This is a genomic window from Bacillus sp. SD075, from assembly GCF_017355165.1.
In the GTDB taxonomy this organism is placed as follows: Bacteria; Bacillota; Bacilli; order Bacillales; family DSM-1321; genus Peribacillus.
Window position 1 is genome coordinate 145,371 of the sequence record NZ_JADILK010000008.1, and the last position, 24,365, is coordinate 169,735.

Genomic DNA, 24,365 nt, shown 5'->3' on the forward strand with positions numbered 1-24,365 from the left:
TTGTATTTTATCATTTGACATATCCGATCTCCCTTTTTATTGATTAATGATATTGGAACCATGCTAATAAACCGAATTAAAAATAAGCTCGCCCAATAGAAGGGAGAGCTTATTTTTGGTGTACTTCTAACAGCTACTCCAAAGACTTTATTGCCAGTCCCAAATTATTTGCCACTGTTGTATAAAACTCCACATTTTTCTTATTATACGTCATCTTATTTTTCAGGATCCTTTTAACATTCACCAATTGATAATCATTGTAGCGAATGAACACCGTAAATAATGACTTTTCCATTTTATCAATTTCATCTAACGAAACAGTAAAATGACCTCTATTACCTTCTATCTGAATTCCGCAATTGATTTCATTGTCAATTCTTGTTCGATCACGTATCAATACAGAATCTATGTTGTCTATATCATCACCATAAATCTCAAAACTTTGATGGTAGACATTATCCATAATATAAGAATCCAATGCACGGGCAAGCATTGGTATCCTTACGTAGCGATATTCACCTTCCAGAAATGGAAGTTCATAATAAGGTAAACCATCTTTAATATAATATCTTTTATTGGAATCTCGCTTTAACCATTCAAACAACTTTACGAAATCATCCATACGATCCTCCATGAATAATTCAAGTGCCAATTTATAAATAGGTACTTGAAATTCATTCTTGAAGTCATATGACAAGTTTTTCGCAGTTTCGACAGCTTCACCTAATATTTTAATAAAATCTTCTTTATTCTTGGATTTCACAAAGGTTTGACTGTCGAACGTTTTTACAATATCGTACTCATAAATCCGGTTAAGAGCCGCCTTTTTCAATTCAATTGCAATATCCTTGGATTGAATATACTTTATTATGTCAACATCCGCTTTTCTTTTGTCCAACACATTCGTAACACGTGTTAAAGAAGAGGAGTTTTCCGAAGTTCTATTGACATAATAAATAGGTTTTGTAGTAGTCGATACTGCTCTAACTATAAAGAAAACATCTGTAAAAAACCATTTATCTTCACCGAATTTCATATTTGGAAAACCAATTTCATTTTCTTTAACCATTGGCAGATCCATCATCCTGGCCGTTGGACCCATATGATAAAAAAAGTGCGGAACATCCAATGGGCTGATGCTTCTTCTTTCTTTAATGGAAGCAAACTCACCGATAACACTCTCTGACTCCGATTCGACTTTTACCGTTTTGCCCACTACATAATCATCACCGGTTTCCTCCAGGATGTTATATAGGCTCTCCAGTCCATCATGGGCAAGCCAGTCATCCGCGTCTAAAAAAGTTATATATTTGGATGTTCCCAATTCTATTCCAATGTTTCTGGGGGTCCCAGGTGATCCATTAGTTTCCTGAAGGGTAACTGAACAGATATTTTTATATTTAGCTGTATACTCTTGAATGATTTTATTGGTGCCATCAGACGAACAATCATCAATGATGATATATTCGATCTGATCTATACCCATGGTTTGATTTATTACTGATTCAATCGTTTTTCTGATGAATTTTTCAGCATTGTATACAGCAGTGACAACTGTGACTTTTTTCCCTTTTCCTAAAAATTTATTTCTTAAGCTTACAGGATTATTTTTTATTGAAATAGTACCGCTCTTTAAAAGTTCCCTCGCCTTTTGACGTACCATGAATTTCATACGATCCCTCTCCTTTATGACTAGAGGTAACATAGATGATTAGGACCAGGCAGCCAGTTCACCAGTTACTTAAAGGCAACAATACCCTTTATTTAAGGGATCAATCATTAAAAAATTTATCCACGATTCTCTGTGTAGCTTTACCATCCTCTATTCCACAATACTTCTCTCTAAATAAACCATACCTCTCTTTGTATTGCATGTTTATTTCATCCATATTGGTAATAGTATCGATAATCTCCTCAGTTGTTTTTAAAAACGGACCTGGTGCTTCCTTTTCAAAATCCATATAGAATCCTCGGATGTTATCTCTGTAATCTTCCAAATCATAAGTGTAGTACAAAATTGGCCGAGCAGTATTAGCAAAATCGAACATCACTGAAGAATAATCCGTAATCAATATATCAGAAATCAGGTAAAGTTCCTGAATATCTGAATAATTGGATACATTTATCACGAAATCCTCGAATTCACTAGAGATGCTGAGATTATTACTTATAACAACATGCATCCTTAACAACAGGATATATTCATCCCCTAGTTCTTCCTTCATTCTTTCCAAATCAAATTTCAGCTCGAAAATAAATTTATTGTTTTTCGAAGTTTGATTATCCCGGAATGTAGGAGCATATAAGATGACTTTTTTTCCTTTTGGTATCTTCAATTTCCCCATCACTGACTTGGCAATTATTGAAGCATCTTCCCTGTAAAACAAATCATTCCTTGGGTATCCCGTCTCTAATATTTCCCCTTCATATTTGAAGGCACTTCTGAAAGCCTCGGATGCGTATGGACTTGGTGATATTAAATAATCCCAAGTTCTCGTCGCACCATGAACTCGATTTAAGTACCCCTCGTCCCTTCCTTGAATATTGTCTATATCAAACAACATTTTTTTCAAAGGGGTACCATGCCAAGTCTGAATATATGTCGTTTCCTTCCTTTTGCTTAAATAGGTAGGGAAGTTTTGATTGTTTATCCAATAACCTGCTTTGGCTAAATAATAATAGTATTCCGGACTTAAGCGCTTTACAAGCTTCGTATTCTTTCCTTTTATCGGTAAATTACCATTATACACCCAAACTTTTTTATATTTATTATCCCTTTTGACCAGTTCTTCATAAATATACTTGGGGCTATCCGCAACTTGCTTCCCTATCCCACTTTCAAAAAGAATAAGGTCCCGGTCAACCGGGATAAGCCTGGACATAATTTTATAAACCTTTTTCATGACAGGGAAATACATTTCACTTTTCCTAAATCGATTCAAAATGAGTTTTGATATCGGATGGTTATATAATTTAATTAGTGTATTTTGATCTTTTTCTGCATGTTGAATCACTTCGAATATCCTTGAATTAGAATGGACATCGCGATATTTAATAAAACGGTTGGCCTTATCTATATACTTTTTCTTCATGACAAAATCAGTATTGGCATATTCGGCTAATACACCTAACAATTCATCCAATTCATCCACGATTTCACCCGGAAGATCGTTATCCAAATCCAAATGTGACGGCCTTTTCCCTATGAAACGATCTCTATCAAATTGATAGTAAATAACCGGTTTATGCAGGAAACTAAAGTCAAAGGCTACACTTGAATAGTCCGTAATCATAATCGCACTTTCCTTAATTAATCTTTGGACATCCACTTCGCCCTGACTAATCACCCGAACTGGAGCATCCTTAAAATAAGACGTGAATTTCTGCATATTGGGGTGAAGGCAAAAAATGATTTCAAACCCATTGTCTTTAGATAACTCATGTAAAACCGGATGATTCACTAATTTCTGATACCTTTCAAAATAATCGCTTTCCAAAAATATTTCATCGGATGTGATCCAATCTCTCCATGTTGGAATGATCAATAATTGCCGCTTTGTTAAAACATCATCCTTAAACAGGGAATCGAACCTAGAAAGTCCGGTTGTGAATACTTCCTTTTCGCTGTACCCAAAATCAGTTACTATCATATCCTTTTCGAAGTCTGAGCTTACTAGGAAAACATCCGTACTAAAACCGGAAACTGCATTTTTTCCGTAGTTTGCCACCATATTTTTAGTGCCCATTACACCATGTTGGAGAAATACCTTAACTCCCTTAACGCGATTTTTAAATTCAGATGTTCTTAAAGGATATAAATAATCCGGATGATGTGATGAAATGATACGTGTCGATTCCATGGTCTTTTTAATATGATCCTTTGACTTGAAATAAAGTATATTCCCAAAGGGCTCGACATTCTTGGCTTCCACGGAATTTTCTTCTATTACATAATACACTTCTTTTTCAGGGTGATTTTCCCTCATATATTTAAAAAAGTGATATCCGGTATCCTGGGCTTTATACGTTCTTTCACCAATTAGCCAGACATCCTTTTTCTTTTTAAATAAAGTCAAAAATCGCCTCCACCCCATCATCCTGTTTAAATATCGATAACTTTCTGTGGAGAAGTTAAACACTTCCAAAGATAAATTGGATGCTTTAAACGTATAATATGGATTGATGATAGCAACTCCATTATTTGAGCTGACATCTGTCTTTTTAGTAAATAATTTCGTTCTGGTGGTTGGTCTTCCGACGCGTACCATTTTCGGCTCTTCCTGATCATGTAACTGTAATTTCATGTAAATGTCATAAACATCATCTTCCAAATCCGCACTGACTAATTGCGCTAAGTCCAATTTCAAATCATATATATAACGATTCAGTCCATATTTCTTAATATTCATCTCCTTATTATGAATAAAAGATATATTTGCCTGATATTCATTGTCACTTTGTCTTCCCTTTACTAGGGCCTCACCTTTTACGATCGTTGAATGTTTGGTGAAAATTTGACCATTAATTTGCATGGTCTTCGATTTGTTTTTGATTTTTTCAATTTGAGACTTAACCTGAACTTTAGGGACTGTATTGTAGTAAAGAGACAAATTCCCTTTATTCGTTATAGAGAATATGCATTGTTTATCTTCATAGTTGTACATACTCAAATTGTTTATGCGTGTTTCCTGAAAGCGCCCTAGACGAATTGGGTATTCGATATGAACCTGTTCGTTCACATCTACATATTCAGCTTTATGTTCGATACTAAGTAATGTTTTTTTGCTCAGCTTTTCAACCGGAACGGAAACCTTTATATAACAATCATAAACAGTCGGTTCATCCTCTTCTAATTTCCGCATTAAATCTTTCATATCTACATTAAACTCAAATTTGGATAAGCTCGCTGATTCAGCTAGTATTATTTTTTGATCGTCATTTTCCCTAGAATATAGCCATAGTTCTTTTGCGCAATAATGTTCTATTGAAAATTCCCCTTTTATCAATAGCTTGTTTTCCTCTTGCGCAATGGTCAGAACTTGTTTCAGCTTAATTTTAGGAGTTTTTTTTGCTTTCCTTTTTCCAAGAAGCTTTTTAATCATTTTAGACCACCTATAACAAATTATTTATTTAAATAAAAATGAATCATTCATTGTACTTTAAAATCATAAACTTTTTTCAGTTTTTCCTCAATATCATTAAACGGACAGGAAAACCGCCCGTAAATTACCTTTAATTCCACCAACAAACTAAAAAGACAATATTAGGTTATCTGTTATCGAAAACAAACTATACTAAAACTAAAGACCATTCCCGGGAAGTATTGCCATAAAAATCATATGCACATCCTTCCATGTTGCCAGAATGGAAAGGGAATAGCAAAAACATGTCTTTTAATGGCAAAGAAGACTTCTTGGCATCAAAGCGTTCGCATTCAAAACAGGGATTATGGGCTCCCAATAATCAAACTGTTTTACTTGCCCTTCATTAATAGGGCTATTAAATGTTTAGCGATAGACTGATGGCCTATACATGACCTTCCTCTTTCTTCATGAGGTACTGCCACTTCACCTTCACTATTTGAAAAAAGGGATTTCTGAAGCGCCTCTAGTTGTTCTCTCCTAAACGTGATAAAATTGTAAATGGCTTTATTTTGATTGCAGCAAGAAGATGAAATTTTTCTTATCATAACGTTCATCAACTTACTTAAAGTAATGTGATGAATGTTATTTCTAAATACCATACAGTATGATTATGCCCTACAGAGTAGTTCAAATTAGTCAACGTTTAATTTTAACTTAATAATTAATATTTACAATAATCATCCATATAAAAAAAATGTGGTTTATTTGTAAAAAAATTGTGGTTTATTTGTAAAGCTATTAAGTTATAATTAGTAAGAGAAAGTCATTGCCTAAAAATATAGGAAAACAACAAGCAGAATTAACATGCTAGTTGCCTGTTTGATTGTTCCATTTCATATTCTAATAGACCAAATATATATTAATTTGATTGAATAACAGTTTAAGAGTTTTAAAGGAGGAATAAACATGAAGAAAGTAATCACTTACGGAACCTTTGATTTGCTTCATTGGGGTCATATCAATTTATTGAAACGCGCTAAAGATTTAGGGGATTATCTGATCGTTGCCATTTCCACTGATGAATTCAATGCATTAAAAGACAAAAAAGCTTATCATAGCTTTGAAAACAGAAAAATGATCCTTGAATCAATTCGCTATGTGGATGAAGTTATACCTGAAGACAATTGGGAACAAAAGAAGGAAGACATCGTTCGTGAGGGTGTAGATATCTTTGTAATGGGTGATGACTGGAAAGGCGAATTCGATGAATTATCCGAAGTTTGTGAAGTGGTCTACCTTCCAAGAACGATCGGCATTTCGACTTCCAAAATTAAAGATGACCTTTTACAAGTTACGAATGGCTAAAGAATTTGCGATAGGAATTTATCTTTTTAGTTTCAAAGTTTTATTCTCTATCTTTAAACTTTTCCCTTTATATGACAAAACGACCTTTGTCACATCATTCGGGGACAATTGCCAATATATCGCAGATGAAATGGACAAGCAGGACATTTCCGTCCAAAAAGTGTTTTTAATGAAATCGAGCAGTTCTATACAAGTTAAGGACGATGGGGTAACCATCGTCCTTCCGTTTGAATCCAAGAATATCCTGGCCATGATCCGATCGATTTATCATCTGGCTACATCAAAATGGATTATCATCGATAATTATTTTGGCTTTCTTTCAGCCATTGCATTCAAAAAGGAAGTGACATGTGTCCAAGTGTGGCATGCGGCCGGTGCCGTTAAACAGTTCGGGGCAAAAGATCCTTCCATTCAAAACCGTTCAGCCGGGGCAAGGAAAAGATTTTTAGATGTATATAATAAATTCGATTATGTTACGGCAGGTTCAGAGAGAATGGCCGAGATTTTTCAGGAAAGTTTTCAACTACCGGCATCCCATATCCTAAGGACCGGGATACCTCGGACCGATTTCTTTTTTAATGATGAATCAAAAAGAACTGCCCGTAATGCTTTGCTGGCCAAGTATCCAGAACTTGTGCATAAGAAAATAATGTTATATGCCCCTACATTTCGTAATGAAGGCTTGAACAGCGGAGAGATTGCACTTGATTTCGAATTACTCTACAGGGAACTTCAGGGCGAAAATTATGCGTTAATTCTAAAACTGCATCCCGCTGTAAAAGCGGAGCATGATTTACAAGATAAATTCCCGGGTTTCATTTACCCTGTCAATAATGAATTTCACGTTAATCAACTGTTGATCAGTACAGATCTTTTAATAACCGATTATTCTTCGATTCCATTTGAATTCTCTTTTTTGGGAAGACCCATGATATTCTTTGCATATGACTTAGATAAGTATGTGCAGGAACGGGGATTCTGGGAGGATTACTCTTCTTCCATGCCCGGACCCGTGGTATCTACCACAGAAGAGCTCATAAAGGGAATCCATACCGCCGATCAGTCATTAATGAAGATCGCTTCCTTTAACCAAAAATGGAATGAATACTCCACAGGACATTCAAGCAGGGATTTAGTTGATTTCCTTTTTAAATAAAACCACCCACTTCGTTTTACGAAGTGGGTTTTCATTTTTGTCAATATCCCCTCAACGAAACACCCTAAAATCAGGGATATTTTTACAGCGAATGACAAATAAAAACAAGGAACTCCATTCTATGAAAAAAGACTCATAATATAGAAAATATTGTAGATTATAATACTCAAACCCCACCAATATAAACCAGTAAAATACTACTATATTCCCCTTGTAACAAAAATGTAATATGTTTAAATCCATTTAATTTGTTAGAATAGGGAAAAAGACATATTAGAGGTGGAAAACCGTGAAAAAAAGTGTTGTCGCATTTTCGACATTAGCCATTTTATCTTCGACTTTTGTTTCTCCTGCCCTTGCCGGTACATATACAGTCAAAAGCGGTGATAACTTAAGTAAAATCGCCCAAAAGCATAATACGACGGTAAAAGACTTAAAACAGCTTAATAACTTAAAATCAGACTTTTTGAGAATCAATCAAAAATTAACTACACCCAACTCCAAAACAACATCAGATGCTCCTTCAGTTTCCGTAAAAAAAACAAAGAATGCCACATATACCATTGTTTCAGGTGATACCTTAACCAGGATAGCAAACAAGCATAACCTTACACTTGCTGAATTGATGCAAATGAATAACTTAAAATCCGATAGGATTTATGCTGGCGCCAAACTTATCGTATCCAAATCAACCACCACCACTACCATTGACTTTCCCGGCAGTTCCAAACCATCCAATGTTACTCAGACCCCAGCCAATTCGTCTACATACATTGTGGTAAAAGGTGACACACTTTCCGGAATTTCCAGAAAAACCAACTTGACTGTAGCTCAGCTTAAATCAATCAACTCATTAAATTCCGATTTAATCAGGGTGGGTCAGAAACTAAAATTAAGTAGTTCGGCAAGCACTGCCCCTGCAGATAAAAACGATGATGGAAAAGTGGAAGCCCCAAGTTCGGGGAACAAAGTGGCCAACCTTGTTTCCGAAGCAAAGAAATTGATTGGTACGCCTTATTCGTGGGCGGGCGCCTCCCCATCAGGTTTCGATTGCAGTGGATTTATTTACTATACCTTCAAGAAGGCTGGGTATGAAGTATCCAGGCTTTCATCTTCCACATATTATGATATGGGTAAAAAAGTTACTTCACCGAAAAGTGGCGATCTTATCTTCTTTGCAACAGGTTCCAATAAAGCAGTGGTAAACCATATGGGAATCTACTTGGGCGGCGGGGAATTCATTCATGCCTCATCAAGTAAGGGAGTAACAATCAGTACTACTTCAAACTCTTATTTCAAGAGTAAAATCATCGGTTATAGAAGTTTATAAGATTTACTTGCCAGACTTCTCTTAGAGTCTGGCAATTTTATGTAAAAGAACCATAGTTTTTTAACCATGGTTACACAATTAAGGGAAAATTAGAATGATGTGCCAACGAGGGAATTCAGTTTCTGTGAATCCTTCGTTTTTTTGAATAAAAAAAGGTAAATATGCACTCTAAGTACAAAAAGAAACTATTCTATTTTTGACAGAAAAAAGGTATAGTTAAAAACATACCGTCTTAGGTACTTTTTCACACCTTCCATTTTGTTGGATGGTTAAGGGAGGAATATTAAATGAGATCCGAACATAAAAAAAAGAAAAAGAAACGCAAAGCGTTTAAAATAATTGGCTTCACCCTTCTTATCCTTTTCATTGGCACAGGTGTTTATGGCGCTTCAGTTTATAAATCATTATCCGGTGCGATTCACACTATGCAGGGTACAGCGCATAAAACGGATAAGCGTGTAGAGGACATCAAGTTCAAAAGCAAAGATCCATTTTCATTACTGATTCTTGGTGTGGATGAAAGAAAAAATGACTCAGGTCGATCAGATACGATGATTGTCATGACGGTTAATCCTAAAAAAGAATCGATTGAGTTATTAAGTTTACCGAGAGATACGCGTACAGAGATCATCGGTAAAGGTACAAATGATAAAATGAACCATGCCTACGCTTATGGCGGAGTTGCCATGTCAATAAATACAGTGGAAGCCTATTTGGATATTCCGATTGATTATTACGTCAAAATGAATATGGAAGGCTTTCAGGATATTGTGAACGCAGTTGGCGGTGTCACAGTCGATAATGATATGGACCTTGCCTACAAAGGATATACCTTCAACAAAGGCACGATCGACTTAGATGGTAAAGAGGCCTTGATTTATTCCCGAATCCGTAAAGAAGATCCCCGCGGGGATTATGGACGGCAAATGCGGCAACGCCAGGTTATCCAGGCTGTCATGAAAAAAGGGGCAAGCCTATCAACACTTACCAATTATGACGATATATTCGAAGCCCTGGGTAAAAACGTGGAAACCAATTTAAGTTTCAATGAAATGTTGAGTATCCAAAATAACTACAAATCATCCCTCAAAAATATTGATCAATACACACTTGAAGGTGACAATCAACGGGTGAATGGCGTTTGGTACAACATCGTTCCAGAAGATACAAAGCTTGAAGCCCAAAATCGTGTGAAAACACATCTGGGATTATAATGAATGGAGGGTGGCTTTTATCAGTCATCCTCTTTTTCACTTTTTTCTCTATCCTTCATTTGTTTAAAGTAATCGGAACGTATCACTTGATCACTCAAATCAATCTCTTTTTGGTCTGCTGGTGAAAACCCATCAACCTTGCCTTCCCCATTTATTTTCATTTGAGAACCATAATCCCCTTTTAATATCAAAGCATCGCCCTCTTCTCCATTCAGCATGCTTTCTCCGAAGTATGAAGAACTCTTAATATTGAACAGATCATACAGAGTTGGTAGAATATCGATTTGGCCCGCTACCTTATCAATCGTTCCTCCTTCCATATCCTCCTGATAAATGATCACGGGAATGGGCATATATTTTTCAATCCACTCTTCATCGCTAATTTTACTGCCGTAATACGCTTCAACCTCGTGTTTATCTTTTAAAAATAGCCCATCATGATCTCCGTAAATGACAATCACGCTGTCTTTCAATTTTCCGTCATCCTTCAACTTCTTTACAAAATCCCCGATGGCTGAATCTGTATAATGAATGGCTTCAAAATATTTAGTCAGGTAACTGTTCTCTTTTCCAACTTCAGGCCTCAATGTTATCTGTTCCCTCGGTAATGAAAAAGGTACATGGCTGGTCAATGTAACGAAAAAAGCGTAATAAGGATTTGGCTCATCTTTTAAGAAATCATAGCTTTGATTGAAGAAACTGCGGTCTCCCAAGCCCATCGAAATCATCTCATCTTGCTGCATATCCTCTATGGAAAGATAATCATCAAACCCTAGTGAAGGATATGCATGCTGCCTATTCCAAAAGTCTTCTTCATCTCCGTGGAAAGCAAAACTTTGATAATCCCACTTCTTTAATTCCTTAGCAAGACCCGGAAAATCATTATATGGGAATCGAAAAAAGGTCGCGCCCTGCTTTAAAGGAAATAGTCCAGTATTCACGATAAGCTCTCCGTCAGATGAATTTCCAAATACCGTCTGTGGATATACCTGAGGGAAGTACAACCCCCCTTTAGCCAGTTCATTCATGAATGGCGTGACCTCCTGCCCGGCACTGCTTTGAAATAGCGGAAACGCCTGTAAAGATTCCACTTGGATGATAATGAGGTTTTTCCCCTCCAAAGAGCCTGAATGGGCATTTTCCTTTCTTTTCTTTTTATTGAAGTAATCAGAAACGGCCTTCTTTTCTTCCGAAGACATGCCATGCCTTCCCGAGTCAGTAAAATAGGCATACGTATCCAATGCGTGATGACCGATCGGGCCCCAGTTTCGCAAGAAGGTATTCGCCTCATAACGCCGGGTTATATCTACTTTATCTATAAAGATATTCTTGACCGGCTTTAATCCTGCTATCATCAGGAATATTAGGGCCGGCAAAAGTGCCATATGCTTAAGGGGGTATTTTTTCTTCACAAATGACTCAGCAATTGGAATGCTTACCAGCAGAAAGATTGCATCCTTGATTTCCATCATACTGAAAATACTTTCACCAAGCCCATTCAGATTGCTTTGTTGCATCCACATATACGAAGTTATAGGTGTTGAATAATAGCGATAAAACCAGATGTCACCAAGGAAAAAGACCATGATTGAAAGAAGGAAAACTGAAAAAATGATGCCCTTTACGATCCGACCCGGTATCATTTCCTTCAGATAAACAATAAAACCGGCAACACCGATGATTATCGTACTTATCCCAATTGAAAGATCATTACCCATCCTATCATTCGTATAAATGAAAAGTATAGCCACGATTGAAAATGACAATATTTCAAATAGCCTCTCCTTCAATCGTTGATTCAGGTTATTCTTCATGCTCCTGCCACTTTCCTCTTCATTATTTCCAAGCCTTGGTTAAGCCTGATTACGGAAGATTACTTATAAATATTACTTAGCGTTGCCATTTATGAGAAATTGCACACAGAAAACAGCATAAATAATTGGCACAATGAATTCCTTATAAAAAAAGGCCTTCATCACGAAAAGGATGAGGGCTTTGCTTGGGCACCCCGGCAAAAAGCTACCCGTTGCCGCCAGATCATGCGGTTGATTTTCTACGTTCTCTTCCACTCAAAAGCAATCTTCCAACCATGGTCAGGAATCGTTTCCGCCAACATATCACCTTCCTCGAATAAGAAACGCCATGGCATGCTTGAAAGTGCCGGAATCTCACCAAGCTCTGTAAGATCGAATGCCTTTTTCGCGAGAAATTTTCCATCTTCATCCACTAACAGTAAATCCACGATATCAAACATGATAGCTTTCTCTAATGAATTTCGTAGAAAAGCCACTATGATTACATCGTTTTCCACCCTAGCAAGCTTGATGCCGGATATTGAAATTTGGTTCGGTTTTAATGCAGGCAGCCTTTGATGATGGAATCTATATACATATTCCTCTTGCTTGGAAGTTTCCCACCCCTTGTGAAACATCAGGGCAGTATGAACGGCGTCATCCTGATCTAGTAACTCATGTACATCTGAAGCTGCCTTATCCGTCTTTCCAAATAAATTCATCGCTCCTCACCCTCCAAAGCAGCCGCATCTTCCTGACTACTTTTCATATATTCCATAAAACGGATGCTTATCTCTGACTCAATTTTCCTTAATAGAAGGTTGAATTGACTGAGAGCTGCTTTTTCAAACAGCGTATATGGGTCCTGCTGACCATATGCGCTTAAACCAATGCCTTCCTTCACATTGTTCATATGGCCTAAATGTTTCATCCAATTTGCATCAATCTGCTGCAGCATGAAAGCGCGCAACTGATTTCCCCATTCCACATCGTCTTGGAAGATCATCCGTTTCGATTCCAATTCACCTAAAGCATCCAACACTTTTCCTACAACTTGGCCATCTATATCCTGCAAATCACTTGCCTGCCAACCTAACGACAGGAAAACAAGGGACAGCTCTTCATTAACGGTCAAGAAATCAGGTTCCACTATATGTTCAGGGGAATATTTTTCCGTGAGCCGAGTCATGTATTTTTCGATATATTCAAGTAAGATGGTCGACATCCGCCCAGGCTCCATATCCAGGATCCGGTCTCTCATTACATAGATGATTTTACTCTGCTCATTCAATGCATGTTCTAACTTCAATAAATGGTAACGGCTTGATTGATTCGTCTGCTCTACTGTTTCCTGAACCTTTTTAACGAATTTATCGGGAGCAGGGCCCAGCACCAATCCATTTTCATCCGTTTTGATTTTCTTGATATAACGGTTGATTTCATCATCATCATAGTAATCAAACAAATCATCTTCCAAAGAGATGATGAATTGTGTTGAACCGGGATCACCCTGCCGGCCGGAACGGCCTCTTAGCTGCATATCGATCCGACGGCTCTCGTGTCGCTCCGTACCAATAATATGAAGGCCGCCCAATTCCTTGACATCATTCCCAAGTATTATATCCGTTCCTCTTCCAGCCATGTTCGTAGCCAGCATCACTTGATTTTTTTGCCCGGCATTCGCGATGATTTCCGCTTCATCCTCTTCTGTCTTCGCATTAAGGATTTGATGTTTAATCCTCCCCTTCTTTAGTTCAACCGAAATTCTTTCAGATTGCTCAATGGAGGTGGTTCCGATGAGAATAGGTCTTCCACCATCATGAATCCGTTTTACTTCCGTGACGATTTTGCTGATTTTGCTGGTTTCATCTTTATAAATCGAATCATCCCCATCAACTCGAATAATAGGCTTATTAGTTGGAATTTCAATGACGGATAGCTGGTAAATTTCCTGGAATTCAGATTTTGATGGTATGGCACTGCCTGTCATCCCAGACAATGAATGATATAATCGAAAATAATTTTGGACGGTAATCATAGCCTGTGTTTCATTCTCTTCGGAAATCTCCAATCCCTCTTTTGCCTCAATCGCCTGATGAAGCCCATCACTGAAGCTTCGCCCTTCCATCACCCTGCCTGTGAATTTATCGATGATTGCAATCTTTCCATCTATGATGATGTAGTCCACATCCAATTTCATGATTGCTTGGGCTTTTAGCGCCTGTGTAACATTATGTAATAGCTCTTGATGTTCCCATCCATACATATTGTCGATTCCAAAGGCCTCCTCAATCTTGGAAGCACCTTGATCCGTGAAAAAGGCAGACTTTGACTCGACGAAAATCTCATAATCATCATTTTCTATAAATGACTTCATGATTTGTGCCGTAATCTGGTGGAGCTCGGTTCCATCGCTTGCCCTGCCAGCAATGACTAATGGTGTCCTCGCTTCATCAATCAAGACGCTGTCAATCTCATCGACAATGGCAAATCGGTGTCCTCTTTGCACCTTTTCTTCTCTTCTGTAAACCATGTTATCACGCAAATAATCAAAACCGAACTCTGTTGCCGTACCATACGTGATATCTGCCGCATACGCTTCACGTTTTGCGGAAGGCCCCATTTGGGAAATGTTCAAACCAACCGTCAAGCCTAGAAATTCATGAAGTTGCCCCATTAACTCTTTATCACGTCTGGCCAAATATTCATTGGCGGTAATAATATGGACACCATTCCCGCACAGTGCATGTAAATAGCTAGGCAAAGTGGAGACAAGCGTCTTCCCCTCGCCCGTATTCATTTGTGCAATGCCCCCTTCACTCAGGACAAAACCGCCTGCAAGCTGAACATCATGGTGCCTAAGGTTCAACACTCGTTTAGAAGCCTCGCGCACGACCGCAAAAGCTTCGGCTTGTATACCTGCTATATTATCGCCTGCCTCCAATGCGCTTTTAAACCTATCCTTCATTCCGCATAATTCTTGATCTGTATATCTTTCATATTTACCCTCTAGCCGATTCACAGCTTCTACCAACTTATACATTCTCTTTAAGTCTTTTGAGCTTTCATTGAAGAACTTTTTCACACTGGATAGCATAGGGTTTTCTCTCCTATTATTTCAATTGAACTTTAATGAAATTATATCAGTTATATATTTTCTGTTTATAAATTATCGCATGCATATTGTAATTATATTGAAATTCTTTATTTTTTTGAAAGATTAAATTACGCAATAAGCAGCTGGAAGCCCGTCCATAAAAGGCTAAAATGATTAGCATCATCCTGTATATTGAAAGGGGTTTTTTTTATCGATTTAAACAAATAATAGGAAGACTTTCACCAAATGGAGGATTACAGATGAATCATACATCCAGAAAATTCATTCATAAACTTGCACAGCATCCCCGTCAATTAGGATTATTCGTTCTTATTTGCCTTATTTGCATGGGCTCCCCTATTCAAGCAGAGACAAAAAGCACGCCCAAGAATGTCATATTGCTGATTGGCGATGGCATGGGATTAGGTGCAATAGAAATTGCCAGGCAATTGGAATATGGAAAGACAGGTGTCCTGCACTTGGAAAAACTGGAGCACGTTGCCCTGATGCGTACGTATTCCGCCAATAACTACGTCACCGACTCGGCAGCAGGAGGGTCCGCGATTGCCACTGGTATAAAGACCAACAATGAATCGATCGGTGTTGATGCCAATGGTTCCGAGGTTGATAGTGTATTGGATGCATTTCAGGCCAATGGAAAAAAAGTCGGGATCATCTCAACCAATATGGTAGTTGACGCCACACCAGCTGCCTTTGGTGCAAGTGTCCCTAACCGCTGGACAGGTGGCGCAAATATCGCGAGACAGCTCTTTGATAACCGGATCGACGTCATTCTCGGTGGAGGTGCCAGCTATTTCGAGGCAAAAAAGCAGAATGGCGAGGATTTAATCGCTAAATTTAAACAGGCCGGCTATGGGATTACTACCACTAAAGAAGAACTTAGTTCCATTAATAAACCGGAAAAACTTTTAGGATTATTTCACCCTACCTATATGAATTTCAAGCTGGATAAGGAAGTTTTACATTCTCAAGAACCGTCCCTGCCCGAAATGACAGTCAAAGCAATGGATATTTTATCCCGTGGTGATAAAGGATTCTTCCTGATGGCCGAAGGTGCCCGTATTGACCATATGGAGCATGCAGCCGATATCACTGGAATATGGAAAGAAACGATCGAATTTGACCAAACCGTGAAGGAGGTTGTAAATTGGGCAAAAAATCGAAATGATACGCTGATTGTTGTACTTGCAGACCACGAAACGATGGGGACCTCCGCTTCTGAAACGATGGATATCACCGCATTGAAAAAAATCAAGGTTTCGTCTGAATATATGTCCAAACAGCTTACATTCGATAAAAATAATGAAATCAATCCAGAGAGTGTCGTTTCCACATTCAAGAAGTATGCACATTTATCCCTTACAGATCAAGAAGTCGATCGATTCGTCGATAACGTAAGAAAGAATAGAACGCTTGTCTATCCACAGCATCAAATTGATTGGGAAATCGGAAGCACCATCGCCAGGCATCATAAGGCGGGTATTGCTGATCGCAGCATTCGGGCGGCCAGCTCCACAGGAGGGCACACGGCCAACATGATTCCCGTTTTCGCTTCGGGTCCAGGCAGTGAAGCCTTTGATGGAGTCATTGATAATACGGACATTTCTAAAATCATCACAAACGCCGCCGGTGTCCCGTTCACACCCGGACAGCATAATTCAATAGAGGAATGAACTCATTTGCTCCTCTTTAAGATTCCATCTCATTAACTGGATATTCAGTATTCCTTTCCACTCAAACCCATTAACCCAATTTTCGGGAAATCCCCCGAAGGTTGGGGCATTTACTCACGAAATTGTTCGATGTCCCTGAGTTTAGTGGATTTTTATCGTGTTGGCTTTACTCGTATGTTTACGCCGTTTACTCCTTAATACCACATTTATACTAGAACAAAAAAGACGCCACTATCGACGTCCTGCTCATTCATTTTTTTACATGTTTTTTTAAAACATACCCAATTTGGTTTCCCTTTTTCACTTTAAACCATTCATCTTGTTGAGCCAGGATCGTTACGGATTGGTCCCTGTATAGATTCCCGACCGTTTCAGAAGATGCATTTCTATTTTCTTTAATATATAATTCACTTGCTGTCACTATTCCAGTCGTCTTCCTAATGGGGATTTTCGTTGAAATGGTTTTCTGATTGTCACTCTCACCCTTGGCGGAGATTGTCACCTTAAACATCCCGTTGGACATATTTTTAAAATCCCAGGTTGCGGATTGCCTGCCTTTATTGAGCTGCCTTTCAGAAAGGATGCCAACAACCTTACCTTTACTGTTCTTAATCTCCACTGTTACTTTAGCGTTTTCATTAATTGTATACGTTATGTTCGCTTTCTCGGTACTATAATCACCAGATGTATTGACATCGGTGATTTCCGGTGCCAACGTATCTTTACTGATTTTAATCGCCGTTGTTGCCAAACCTTCCTTCCCGCTTCGGTCCATTGCTGATATTTCTGCTTCATATGTACCGTTACTTATCGCTTTTGTGTTCCAGACTGCTGAATGTGTACCCTTTTTCATTGTTTGGTCACGGACTGGGGTAGCTAAGGCTTTCCCTTTACCATCCCTAATCGTGAGTGTTACCACCACATCTTCCTTTAGGGAATATGTGATTCCCACCTCATCGTTTAAATGATCCATCTTCACTTTCATGTTTACTGAATTCGTTTCCGCCTTTACGACAAGATTCGTTTTAGATCCAGCACCAGATCCATATTCCTTTTCTAAAGTTGTGTCAGGATAATAAAACCCTAAAATATCTTGATATGATTGTCCTGCTTCCGCTCTGTTTTTCGCCCCAAACTGACTTAGCCCGACACCATGCCCATATCCTGACCCTTCTATAGAAATTTTGGAAGGACCGGAGGATGAATGGTCAACCAAATAGCTTTTCATCACCTCTCGCCCGACCATGCCCCTGATTTTGGAAGCCGCTACATTAGTAAGCTTAACCGTTTGCTGCAAAAGTTTCCCCCTGTCATCAACGAGATCCCTTACATAAAAATTCAGTTGGATGGAGCCTTTCGTAACACGGCCTCCCGTTTTTTCACCGGTAAATGTTAATAAGGGAATCTCCGTTATTTTAATATCTTTTTTCGCATATCCATTATTCTTCAGCCAAACCTTCAGCTTCGGCACAACCGTTTTATCTTTTTCCTCTACACTTGTCCACCATTCTTCCGGTTTAGATAAATCTATTTTTGACAGGTCGATTTGCTTCTTATCCAGCGTTATCTCCCAATTGGTTTTCGGATCATAGACATCTTCTTTTATAGATAAATATGCAAGGGGGTTGCCACTTGACCAAACATTTGAATTCGATTCGGTCATTCCCCCATTGCTTGAGGAAAAGAACGCTTCGATTATTTCCCCATCATGTTTGATTATCATGCCCTTTGTCTGTTCAATGGCTGAATCAGTTCGATAGTGACCGGCATCCCCACCATATACTTGGTAAGAAACCGTATCATCAATTATTGTGGATTGATGACGAAATGCATAAGTACGGGCGGCAATCGCCTGTGCTTTTAAGGCTTCGGGATGCCATAGTGCGGGCATCTCCAGCGGGACAACGCCCTTTAGATAATCTTCCATGTAAACATGATTGATTGGCCGGATGTAACCGTCCTCCGCTATAAATGAAAATGAGCCTTGATAGGGACGGCCATTTATGGACAATGAAGCATCAGGTTTAACTGGCATTACCTTAAAGGAAGCATATGATTCCGTTTTCTTAGAACCTTTGTAAACGGCAAGTTTAGCCGACTCCAATTTCAAAGTCAGATTTTCACCAGCATGGATGAATATATCCCCCCCTGAAGTACGGTAGTCCGCGTTTGCCGTTATGTTGACGCTCGTTCTATTCCCCAAATAATTCTTCAGTTTCACTTCCATCGTTGTATTCTCTTCCCCTGCCGTTGCTTCATGGGAAGGAAATGCAAAAAAAATGATAAAGAAAGCGGTAAACCAATACTTTAAACTCCTCATTCCTTTTCATCCCCATTCCTATTCCGTTTATCTTTCAAAGATTTTTGAATTAATCCTGTTCCATTCATCGGCATGGATAATCGCCTGGATAGTGCCAATGCTGCAGAAAAAGTATGATTTCAGGTCCACCTTGGGATCGCGGTCTTACTTGTAGGTTACTGAACTCTCTTTTTACATTCTGTATATACAGCTCATTATCCTTCAAATTCAGCTTTATTGCCGTAACAAATTGGAATCAACAACGTGTGAAAAAATAAAAGCAGGACATGGTAAAAACCATGTCCTGCTTTTTAACGGTAAATGCTTGCAGCATTTTTACCCATTCCTGATGGGTGGCTTTTTCTTTACTTCAAATACTTCTTCAATACCGGTTTCATATGGTCGACAGCGACATGGCTGCCGCCTCGTCCTTTTACATCTTCAATCATCCATGCCATGAGAAGTTCCGGGTCTTCTGTGTCCATGGCAACGAACCAGCCATTTTCTGTTCCGTCAGCATTTTTGGATGCCTTGATTTCAGCAGTTCCCGTTTTGGCAGCGATTTTGATGCCAAGATCCTCTATTCCATGGCCGCTTCCCTTAGGATGTTCCACTACTTGTGTCAGCATCTTGGTGACCAGATTTGCTTGATCTGCCGATATCGCATTTTCTTTCCATATTTTCTTCTCTATTTTATCTCCTGTTATTAACGAAGGTGCCAGGATGTCTCCTTCATTCAAGAAGGCTGAATAGGTCATGGCAAGATGGAGCGTGCTCATTTGAACTTGCGCTTGACCATATCCGGCATCTGCCAAGCGCCCCTCACTGTCGATTTTACCGATACTCGATGCTTTGATCGGATAATCGTAATTCAAAGACTCATCAAATCCGAATGCCTTGAGTCCATTTGTGAACTTTTCCTTTCCAAGCCCCAAAGCCTTTTGGGCAAAGTAAATATTGTCAGAATAAATTAATGCCTTTTCCATATCGATTGGAACACCGGGATCCGAAACCCTTGTAATGGAATGATCTTTCCAGGTCGATTTGGCCCACGATTTCCCTTGGATATTGATCGACTCTTTCGGATCCACACCATTTTTCAAAGCGATTGCCGCAGTGATCGCCTTAATGGTTGAACCTGGTGCAAACGTTGAACTGAAACGGTTCAGGAGTGGTTTTTCCGGGTCTTCTTCAAGCGCTTTTTGTTCCGCTTTTGTTATCCCGAAAATATATTTATTAGGATCGAATGACGGACTTGAAACAAGTGCAAGCGTTTCTCCTGTCCTCGGATCAAGTGCTGATGCCGATCCAACTTCGTTCTTATATTGCTTGAAGATATCCTTTTGAAGCTCGGCGTCGATGGTCAATGTAATGGTTTCTCCCTCTTCAGCCGGCTTTTCAGCAATCACTTTTTCTTCGCCATCCTCGGTTTTAATAAAGATTTTACCGCCAGGTACACCTTTTAACCGCCCTTCCAACACTTCTTCAAGACCCCGCTTGCCAATAACGTCACTTGCGGTATAACCTTTTCCTTTCAATTTCTCCAGATCTTCGGCCGATGCCTCACCGACATATCCAATTAGATGGGCAGTAGCCTCTTTATATGGATATATACGTTCTTCCGTATTATTGACAGATACACCGGTAATGCTCAATAGCTTTTCCAAGGTTGCTGTATTATCATTTGACATTTTCTTGATGGGCACGAAATAGCTTGGCTTTACCCATGATTGTTTTAATTTCTGGTTCACTTCGTCGGTGGACATATTGAGGATTCCAGCGACCTTTTTAACCGTTTCGGATTCGTTGGCCATTTTCTCTGGCACGATTCCCACTTCTGCTACCGTTCCATTCATGGCAAGGCCGCGTTCATTTCGATCGACTATTTCCCCGCGAATGGCAGGATATGATTCAACCGATATCTTCTCACCAGCTTCCAATTGTGGGAATATGTAGCTTTCATCCCACTTGATGTACCAATTTTCTTCCTCGCCTTCCCCTTCCTTGACAAGAGTCGCTTTATGGTCAGAGCTTACGGCACCTGCCATAGTGGACATATCAACGGTATATGAAAGGCTTACCTTTTCTCCATCTTTATGATCTTTTTCTTCTTTTGGCTGCTTATAGTCCACCTTTAATTGGTCGGCCTCTATGCCCGTATAGATTTTTTCATAACGCTTCGCAAATTCATCCGCACTGACTTTCTTCTTTGTCTCAGGCGACAGATACTCGTACATCTTCGCAAAATCCTGTTTATTCCAAAGCTTCGTGTATGCCGCAAAGCGATCTTCCGGACTTGGCTCATCCGAGCATCCGGCCAAAAACAATACGCTCATCAACAATAAGCTGGAAACTAAAGCTAGTTTCTTCATGATTTCCTCCTAATGAATAGTTAGAATGATATACCTATAGTTTAGCAAAATATTAGGGGAATGGGGGATTTTGCATATCGAATTTCTTCATTTTTCTAACTAACCATGTTTTTTCTAAAACAAAAGTCCTGTACACAGTGTACAGGACTAGAGACTGAAGACATATTAGAGAAGAGCGAGTTGATTTCAATCCGCTCCCATACCGTCACTGCCTGCCAGGCCTCCTCGCTGCAAGCATCTAGCAGGGTCTAGCCCGTTATTCGGCAGGGTTGCCGCAAATCCCTTCAACCTAAAGAGCGTTTATCCATAAAAAAACAAGGATAACCAAGTTTTCTTTTAAAATCATGGTTTGGATAAGGCCGTTCCTCCCCCCCCTGTCAAAAAACTAAAGCATTCTTTTTTTTCGGCTTTTTTTCTCTTGCAGCCATTTTTTCAAGAAGAAAAAGCCCAGGATGCCCGAAATGATGAGACCGCTTGTCGTTACAATGACAGCTACCCATTCGTATAAGGTGTATTCCATATAAGCTTTCCACGGTAACTTCCCTTTCCAATCTTCAATATATAGATTCATCCCGAATATCCCGGAGACTACCGTATAAATCGTTAGTATCTGCAAGAGATAATTACTCCTTTTCCCAGCCAGTTTATCCTGGTTTTGATAAAGGTAGGAAAGTGTTTCCTTCACTTCATTATAGAGAGGGGTAATCCTGAAGGTTACATCCGTTTTTTTGAATAGCTCCTTACCGATAGCCGTACTATTGACTTCGGTGAATAAGTACTTAGCAGTAAACTCAGTGATCATGAAAATCAGCTGTTCCGTATCCGATTGATCTTTTTCCAAATCTATCTGGGAATGCTCATGAGCCAATTTGAGCAATACGATCTTATAATAGAAGAAAAGCAACACTGTATAAAAATGCTGGCCATACATTTCGCTTGCCAGTTCCTGTTCCAGTTTGCCTGTCGCTTTCGTGACACACGCGAAATGATACATGCTTGTCACATAATAGGTTTCCTTGCCCCACCTATCATATACCCTTTCTTGATAGTACTTTTCTATATAATCAGGATTTAATGCGCCTATATATGGCTCACCATCATTGTCATACCCGTTCAGCTCACTGATCCGGAATAAATCATTTTTAGAAATATCACGATTCTCAGGAAATGCAATATAACTGATCACATACATTCTTTCATCAATGAAGAAAGGCAAACTGCCAAAATAGGTAGGATTCGCTTGTTCTTCATCCATATATTCCTCTATTGGCGGCACTAGTTCATTAAAGATGAAATCCTTCACCTGTTCATACTGATTTTCACGACAGCCAACCTTCGTTTTTTCCTCATCATCAGCAATCGGTTCGAGGATCCGGAATGTATCGCCAAAATAAAGCACATCGTCATGTGAAAGCCCTTCAGGTAAAGTAACACGAAGATTCATCATCCCAATATGGAATGGGCATATGAAGATATCTATAGAGTTAATAATAAATGGGGTATTTAGATAGGGTGATTCGAAGGTACAATCAATATCCAGTTTTTTCGTGAAACGCCGCAAGCCCTCTTTCTGTTTTGCATTACCCGGAAATAAAATCGGCTCGATATAAGGCATGAAATACTTTTCTAATTTACGGTGCGAAACTTCTTGGCCACCATAAAATTGATTTTGTTGTTCCATATCTTTCAAGTTCAAAAAAACGAAATTGTCCTCAATCAACGTTTTCACAAACTTTTCAATCATATTTCCTTCAAGCGAAAATGGAAAAATGTACTGCTGGAAAGTCCGCTTCGTGGAATCATTCTTTACTTTCACATCCATAAAATATATTCCTCCGATTAAACTGCGATAAACACAGGTTCAATTCTCTTATTTCTTATATTTACCCATGTATATACAAACAAAACGAAACATATTATAGAAATAAAGTGGACAAATTATCCAAAAAAGATCCCCCAAGCAATTGCTCGGGGGCCATTGAAAAGAGTTCTTCAACCCTCTTCACTTTAGGGTACTAGAAACTGATGTTTCTAATGAAAAATCCGATATTCGGACCATTTTAGCATTTATTTTAAGTATAATAAAACACGATATTCCTCCATATTTAGGATTTACCACGTATTATCATCTAATTACTCCTTATATACAGGGATTCACAGATGAAAATATAACTATAGGAATAATTACAGAATTTCATTCTTTCCTCCCAATATCATGGAAATTACGTTTGAACTAAAAACAGATGGGTAAATAAAAAGAAGCAAAGGAGAGACATCATGAAATCCGATATCAATAAACAACACTTTAAATTTTTTGAAAGAACAAATAACGCTAAACCAAGTGCACGAAAACAAATGAGCGAATTCATCAAAAGGAAAATGAATGCTCAAAACTCTCATTTAAACGATAAAAACTCATGACATGGGGGATGTCATGAGTTTTTATCGTTTAAAATGCGATTTCATTTCCCTGAAGGTTGTGCTTCACACATTTCTTGATGCCGATTACATTCAAAAAATGTTGAATTTTCTTCATCGAGGTTGCCTGATATTCATCTACAATGGAAAACTCTTTAAGATAAGCGATTTTTTCTTGTACATCTGTATCTATATGATCTTGGCTGCATTCTTTTTCATCTGATTTTTGGCATGTGTACACCACAGCTTCACCAATTTTCCTTGTTGCCTTATCAAAATAAAAAGAAAACACAATGGCACATTCATCATCATAAAAAGAGGGCTGAACTTTCATATTAATATCAATCATTAACCTTACACCTCTCTCCGTTTTGTTATTTACACTATAACAAAATCCTTAAAAGGAAATAGGCGTTACAAACTACGCTCACGTTTCTTCCACACCTACCAAATGGACCTTACACTCCCCATTCATAGATAATTATAACTACAGGAATATGCGCAAAAGAATAATCATTTAAAAGAATAAAAAAACATCTTCAA

At 38.7% G+C, this 24,365-nt stretch carries 15 protein-coding genes; 6 read left to right on the forward strand and 9 right to left on the reverse strand.

Annotated elements, in window-relative coordinates:
* Nucleotides 1–133: 133 nt before the first annotated feature.
* Both IOC57_RS08895 and IOC57_RS08900 read right to left on the reverse strand, forming a co-directional pair.
* Complete coding sequence (locus IOC57_RS08895) at nt 134–1,672, reverse strand: glycosyltransferase family 2 protein (protein WP_207438381.1); 1,539 nt, start codon at nt 1,670–1,672, stop codon at nt 134–136.
* Between the two features lie 100 nt (nt 1,673–1,772).
* Nucleotides 1,773–5,102, reverse strand: a complete 3,330-nt coding sequence (locus IOC57_RS08900; RefSeq protein WP_207438382.1) for a CDP-glycerol glycerophosphotransferase family protein — start codon at nt 5,100–5,102, stop codon at nt 1,773–1,775.
* A 948-nt stretch (nt 5,103–6,050) separates the two neighbouring features.
* Here IOC57_RS08900 and tagD point away from each other — a divergent pair.
* The 4 genes from tagD (at nt 6,051) to IOC57_RS08920 (ending at nt 10,149) form a co-directional block, all read left to right on the forward strand.
* Nucleotides 6,051–6,449, forward strand: coding sequence for a glycerol-3-phosphate cytidylyltransferase (tagD, locus tag IOC57_RS08905; protein WP_207438383.1), 399 nt, complete (start codon nt 6,051–6,053; stop codon nt 6,447–6,449).
* Nucleotides 6,442–7,605, forward strand: coding sequence for a CDP-glycerol glycerophosphotransferase family protein (locus tag IOC57_RS08910; RefSeq protein WP_207438384.1), 1,164 nt, complete (start codon nt 6,442–6,444; stop codon nt 7,603–7,605). Before tagD ends, IOC57_RS08910 begins: the two co-directional genes overlap by 8 nt.
* 289 nt (nt 7,606–7,894) lie before the next feature.
* Nucleotides 7,895–8,935 (forward strand): C40 family peptidase, encoded by a 1,041-nt coding sequence (locus tag IOC57_RS26310; protein WP_207438385.1) that lies wholly within the window; start codon nt 7,895–7,897, stop codon nt 8,933–8,935.
* Between the two features lie 287 nt (nt 8,936–9,222).
* Nucleotides 9,223–10,149 carry an LCP family glycopolymer transferase gene (locus IOC57_RS08920; protein WP_207438386.1) on the forward strand — a complete coding sequence of 309 codons (927 nt, stop codon included), beginning with the start codon at nt 9,223–9,225 and terminating at the stop codon, nt 10,147–10,149.
* Nucleotides 10,150–10,169: 20 nt separating this feature from the next.
* On the opposite strand, the gene IOC57_RS08925 is transcribed toward IOC57_RS08920, so the two are convergent.
* From IOC57_RS08925 to secA, 3 genes are all read right to left on the reverse strand, one after another.
* On the reverse strand, nt 10,170–11,963 hold the full coding sequence (locus IOC57_RS08925; protein WP_207438387.1) for an LTA synthase family protein: 1,794 nt from the start codon (nt 11,961–11,963) through the stop codon (nt 10,170–10,172).
* Between the two features lie 239 nt (nt 11,964–12,202).
* Nucleotides 12,203–12,664: an SLAP domain-containing protein gene (locus tag IOC57_RS08930; RefSeq protein ID WP_207438388.1), complete on the reverse strand. Its 462-nt coding sequence runs from the start codon at nt 12,662–12,664 to the stop codon at nt 12,203–12,205.
* Entirely contained in the window at nt 12,661–15,039 is a 2,379-nt protein-coding gene (gene secA, locus IOC57_RS08935; protein ID WP_207438389.1) for a preprotein translocase subunit SecA, read from the reverse strand. Before secA ends, IOC57_RS08930 begins: the two co-directional genes overlap by 4 nt.
* Before the next feature lie 260 nt (nt 15,040–15,299).
* Here secA and IOC57_RS08940 point away from each other — a divergent pair, with 260 nt between their 5' ends.
* A complete protein-coding gene (locus IOC57_RS08940; RefSeq protein ID WP_286184653.1) occupies nt 15,300–16,733 on the forward strand; it encodes an alkaline phosphatase in 1,434 nt (477 codons plus the stop codon).
* 250 nt (nt 16,734–16,983) lie between these two features.
* Here the strand turns inward: IOC57_RS08940 and IOC57_RS08945 are convergent, their stop codons facing one another.
* From IOC57_RS08945 to IOC57_RS08955, 3 genes are all read right to left on the reverse strand, one after another.
* A complete protein-coding gene (locus IOC57_RS08945) occupies nt 16,984–19,053 on the reverse strand; it encodes a SpoIID/LytB domain-containing protein (RefSeq protein ID WP_207438390.1) in 2,070 nt (689 codons plus the stop codon).
* 344 nt (nt 19,054–19,397) lie between these two features.
* Entirely contained in the window at nt 19,398–21,404 is a 2,007-nt protein-coding gene (locus tag IOC57_RS08950; protein WP_207438391.1) for a penicillin-binding transpeptidase domain-containing protein, read from the reverse strand.
* Nucleotides 21,405–21,789: 385 nt separating this feature from the next.
* Nucleotides 21,790–23,226: a magnesium transporter CorA family protein gene (locus IOC57_RS08955; protein ID WP_207438392.1), complete on the reverse strand. Its 1,437-nt coding sequence runs from the start codon at nt 23,224–23,226 to the stop codon at nt 21,790–21,792.
* A gap of 455 nt (nt 23,227–23,681) precedes the next feature.
* On the opposite strand from IOC57_RS08955, the gene IOC57_RS08960 reads away from it, so the two are divergent.
* Nucleotides 23,682–23,825 carry a hypothetical protein gene (locus IOC57_RS08960; protein WP_207438393.1) on the forward strand — a complete coding sequence of 48 codons (144 nt, stop codon included), beginning with the start codon at nt 23,682–23,684 and terminating at the stop codon, nt 23,823–23,825.
* 28 nt (nt 23,826–23,853) lie between these two features.
* On the opposite strand, the gene IOC57_RS08965 is transcribed toward IOC57_RS08960, so the two are convergent.
* A complete protein-coding gene (locus IOC57_RS08965) occupies nt 23,854–24,171 on the reverse strand; it encodes a hypothetical protein (protein WP_207438394.1) in 318 nt (105 codons plus the stop codon).
* Nucleotides 24,172–24,365: the final 194 nt, after the last annotated feature.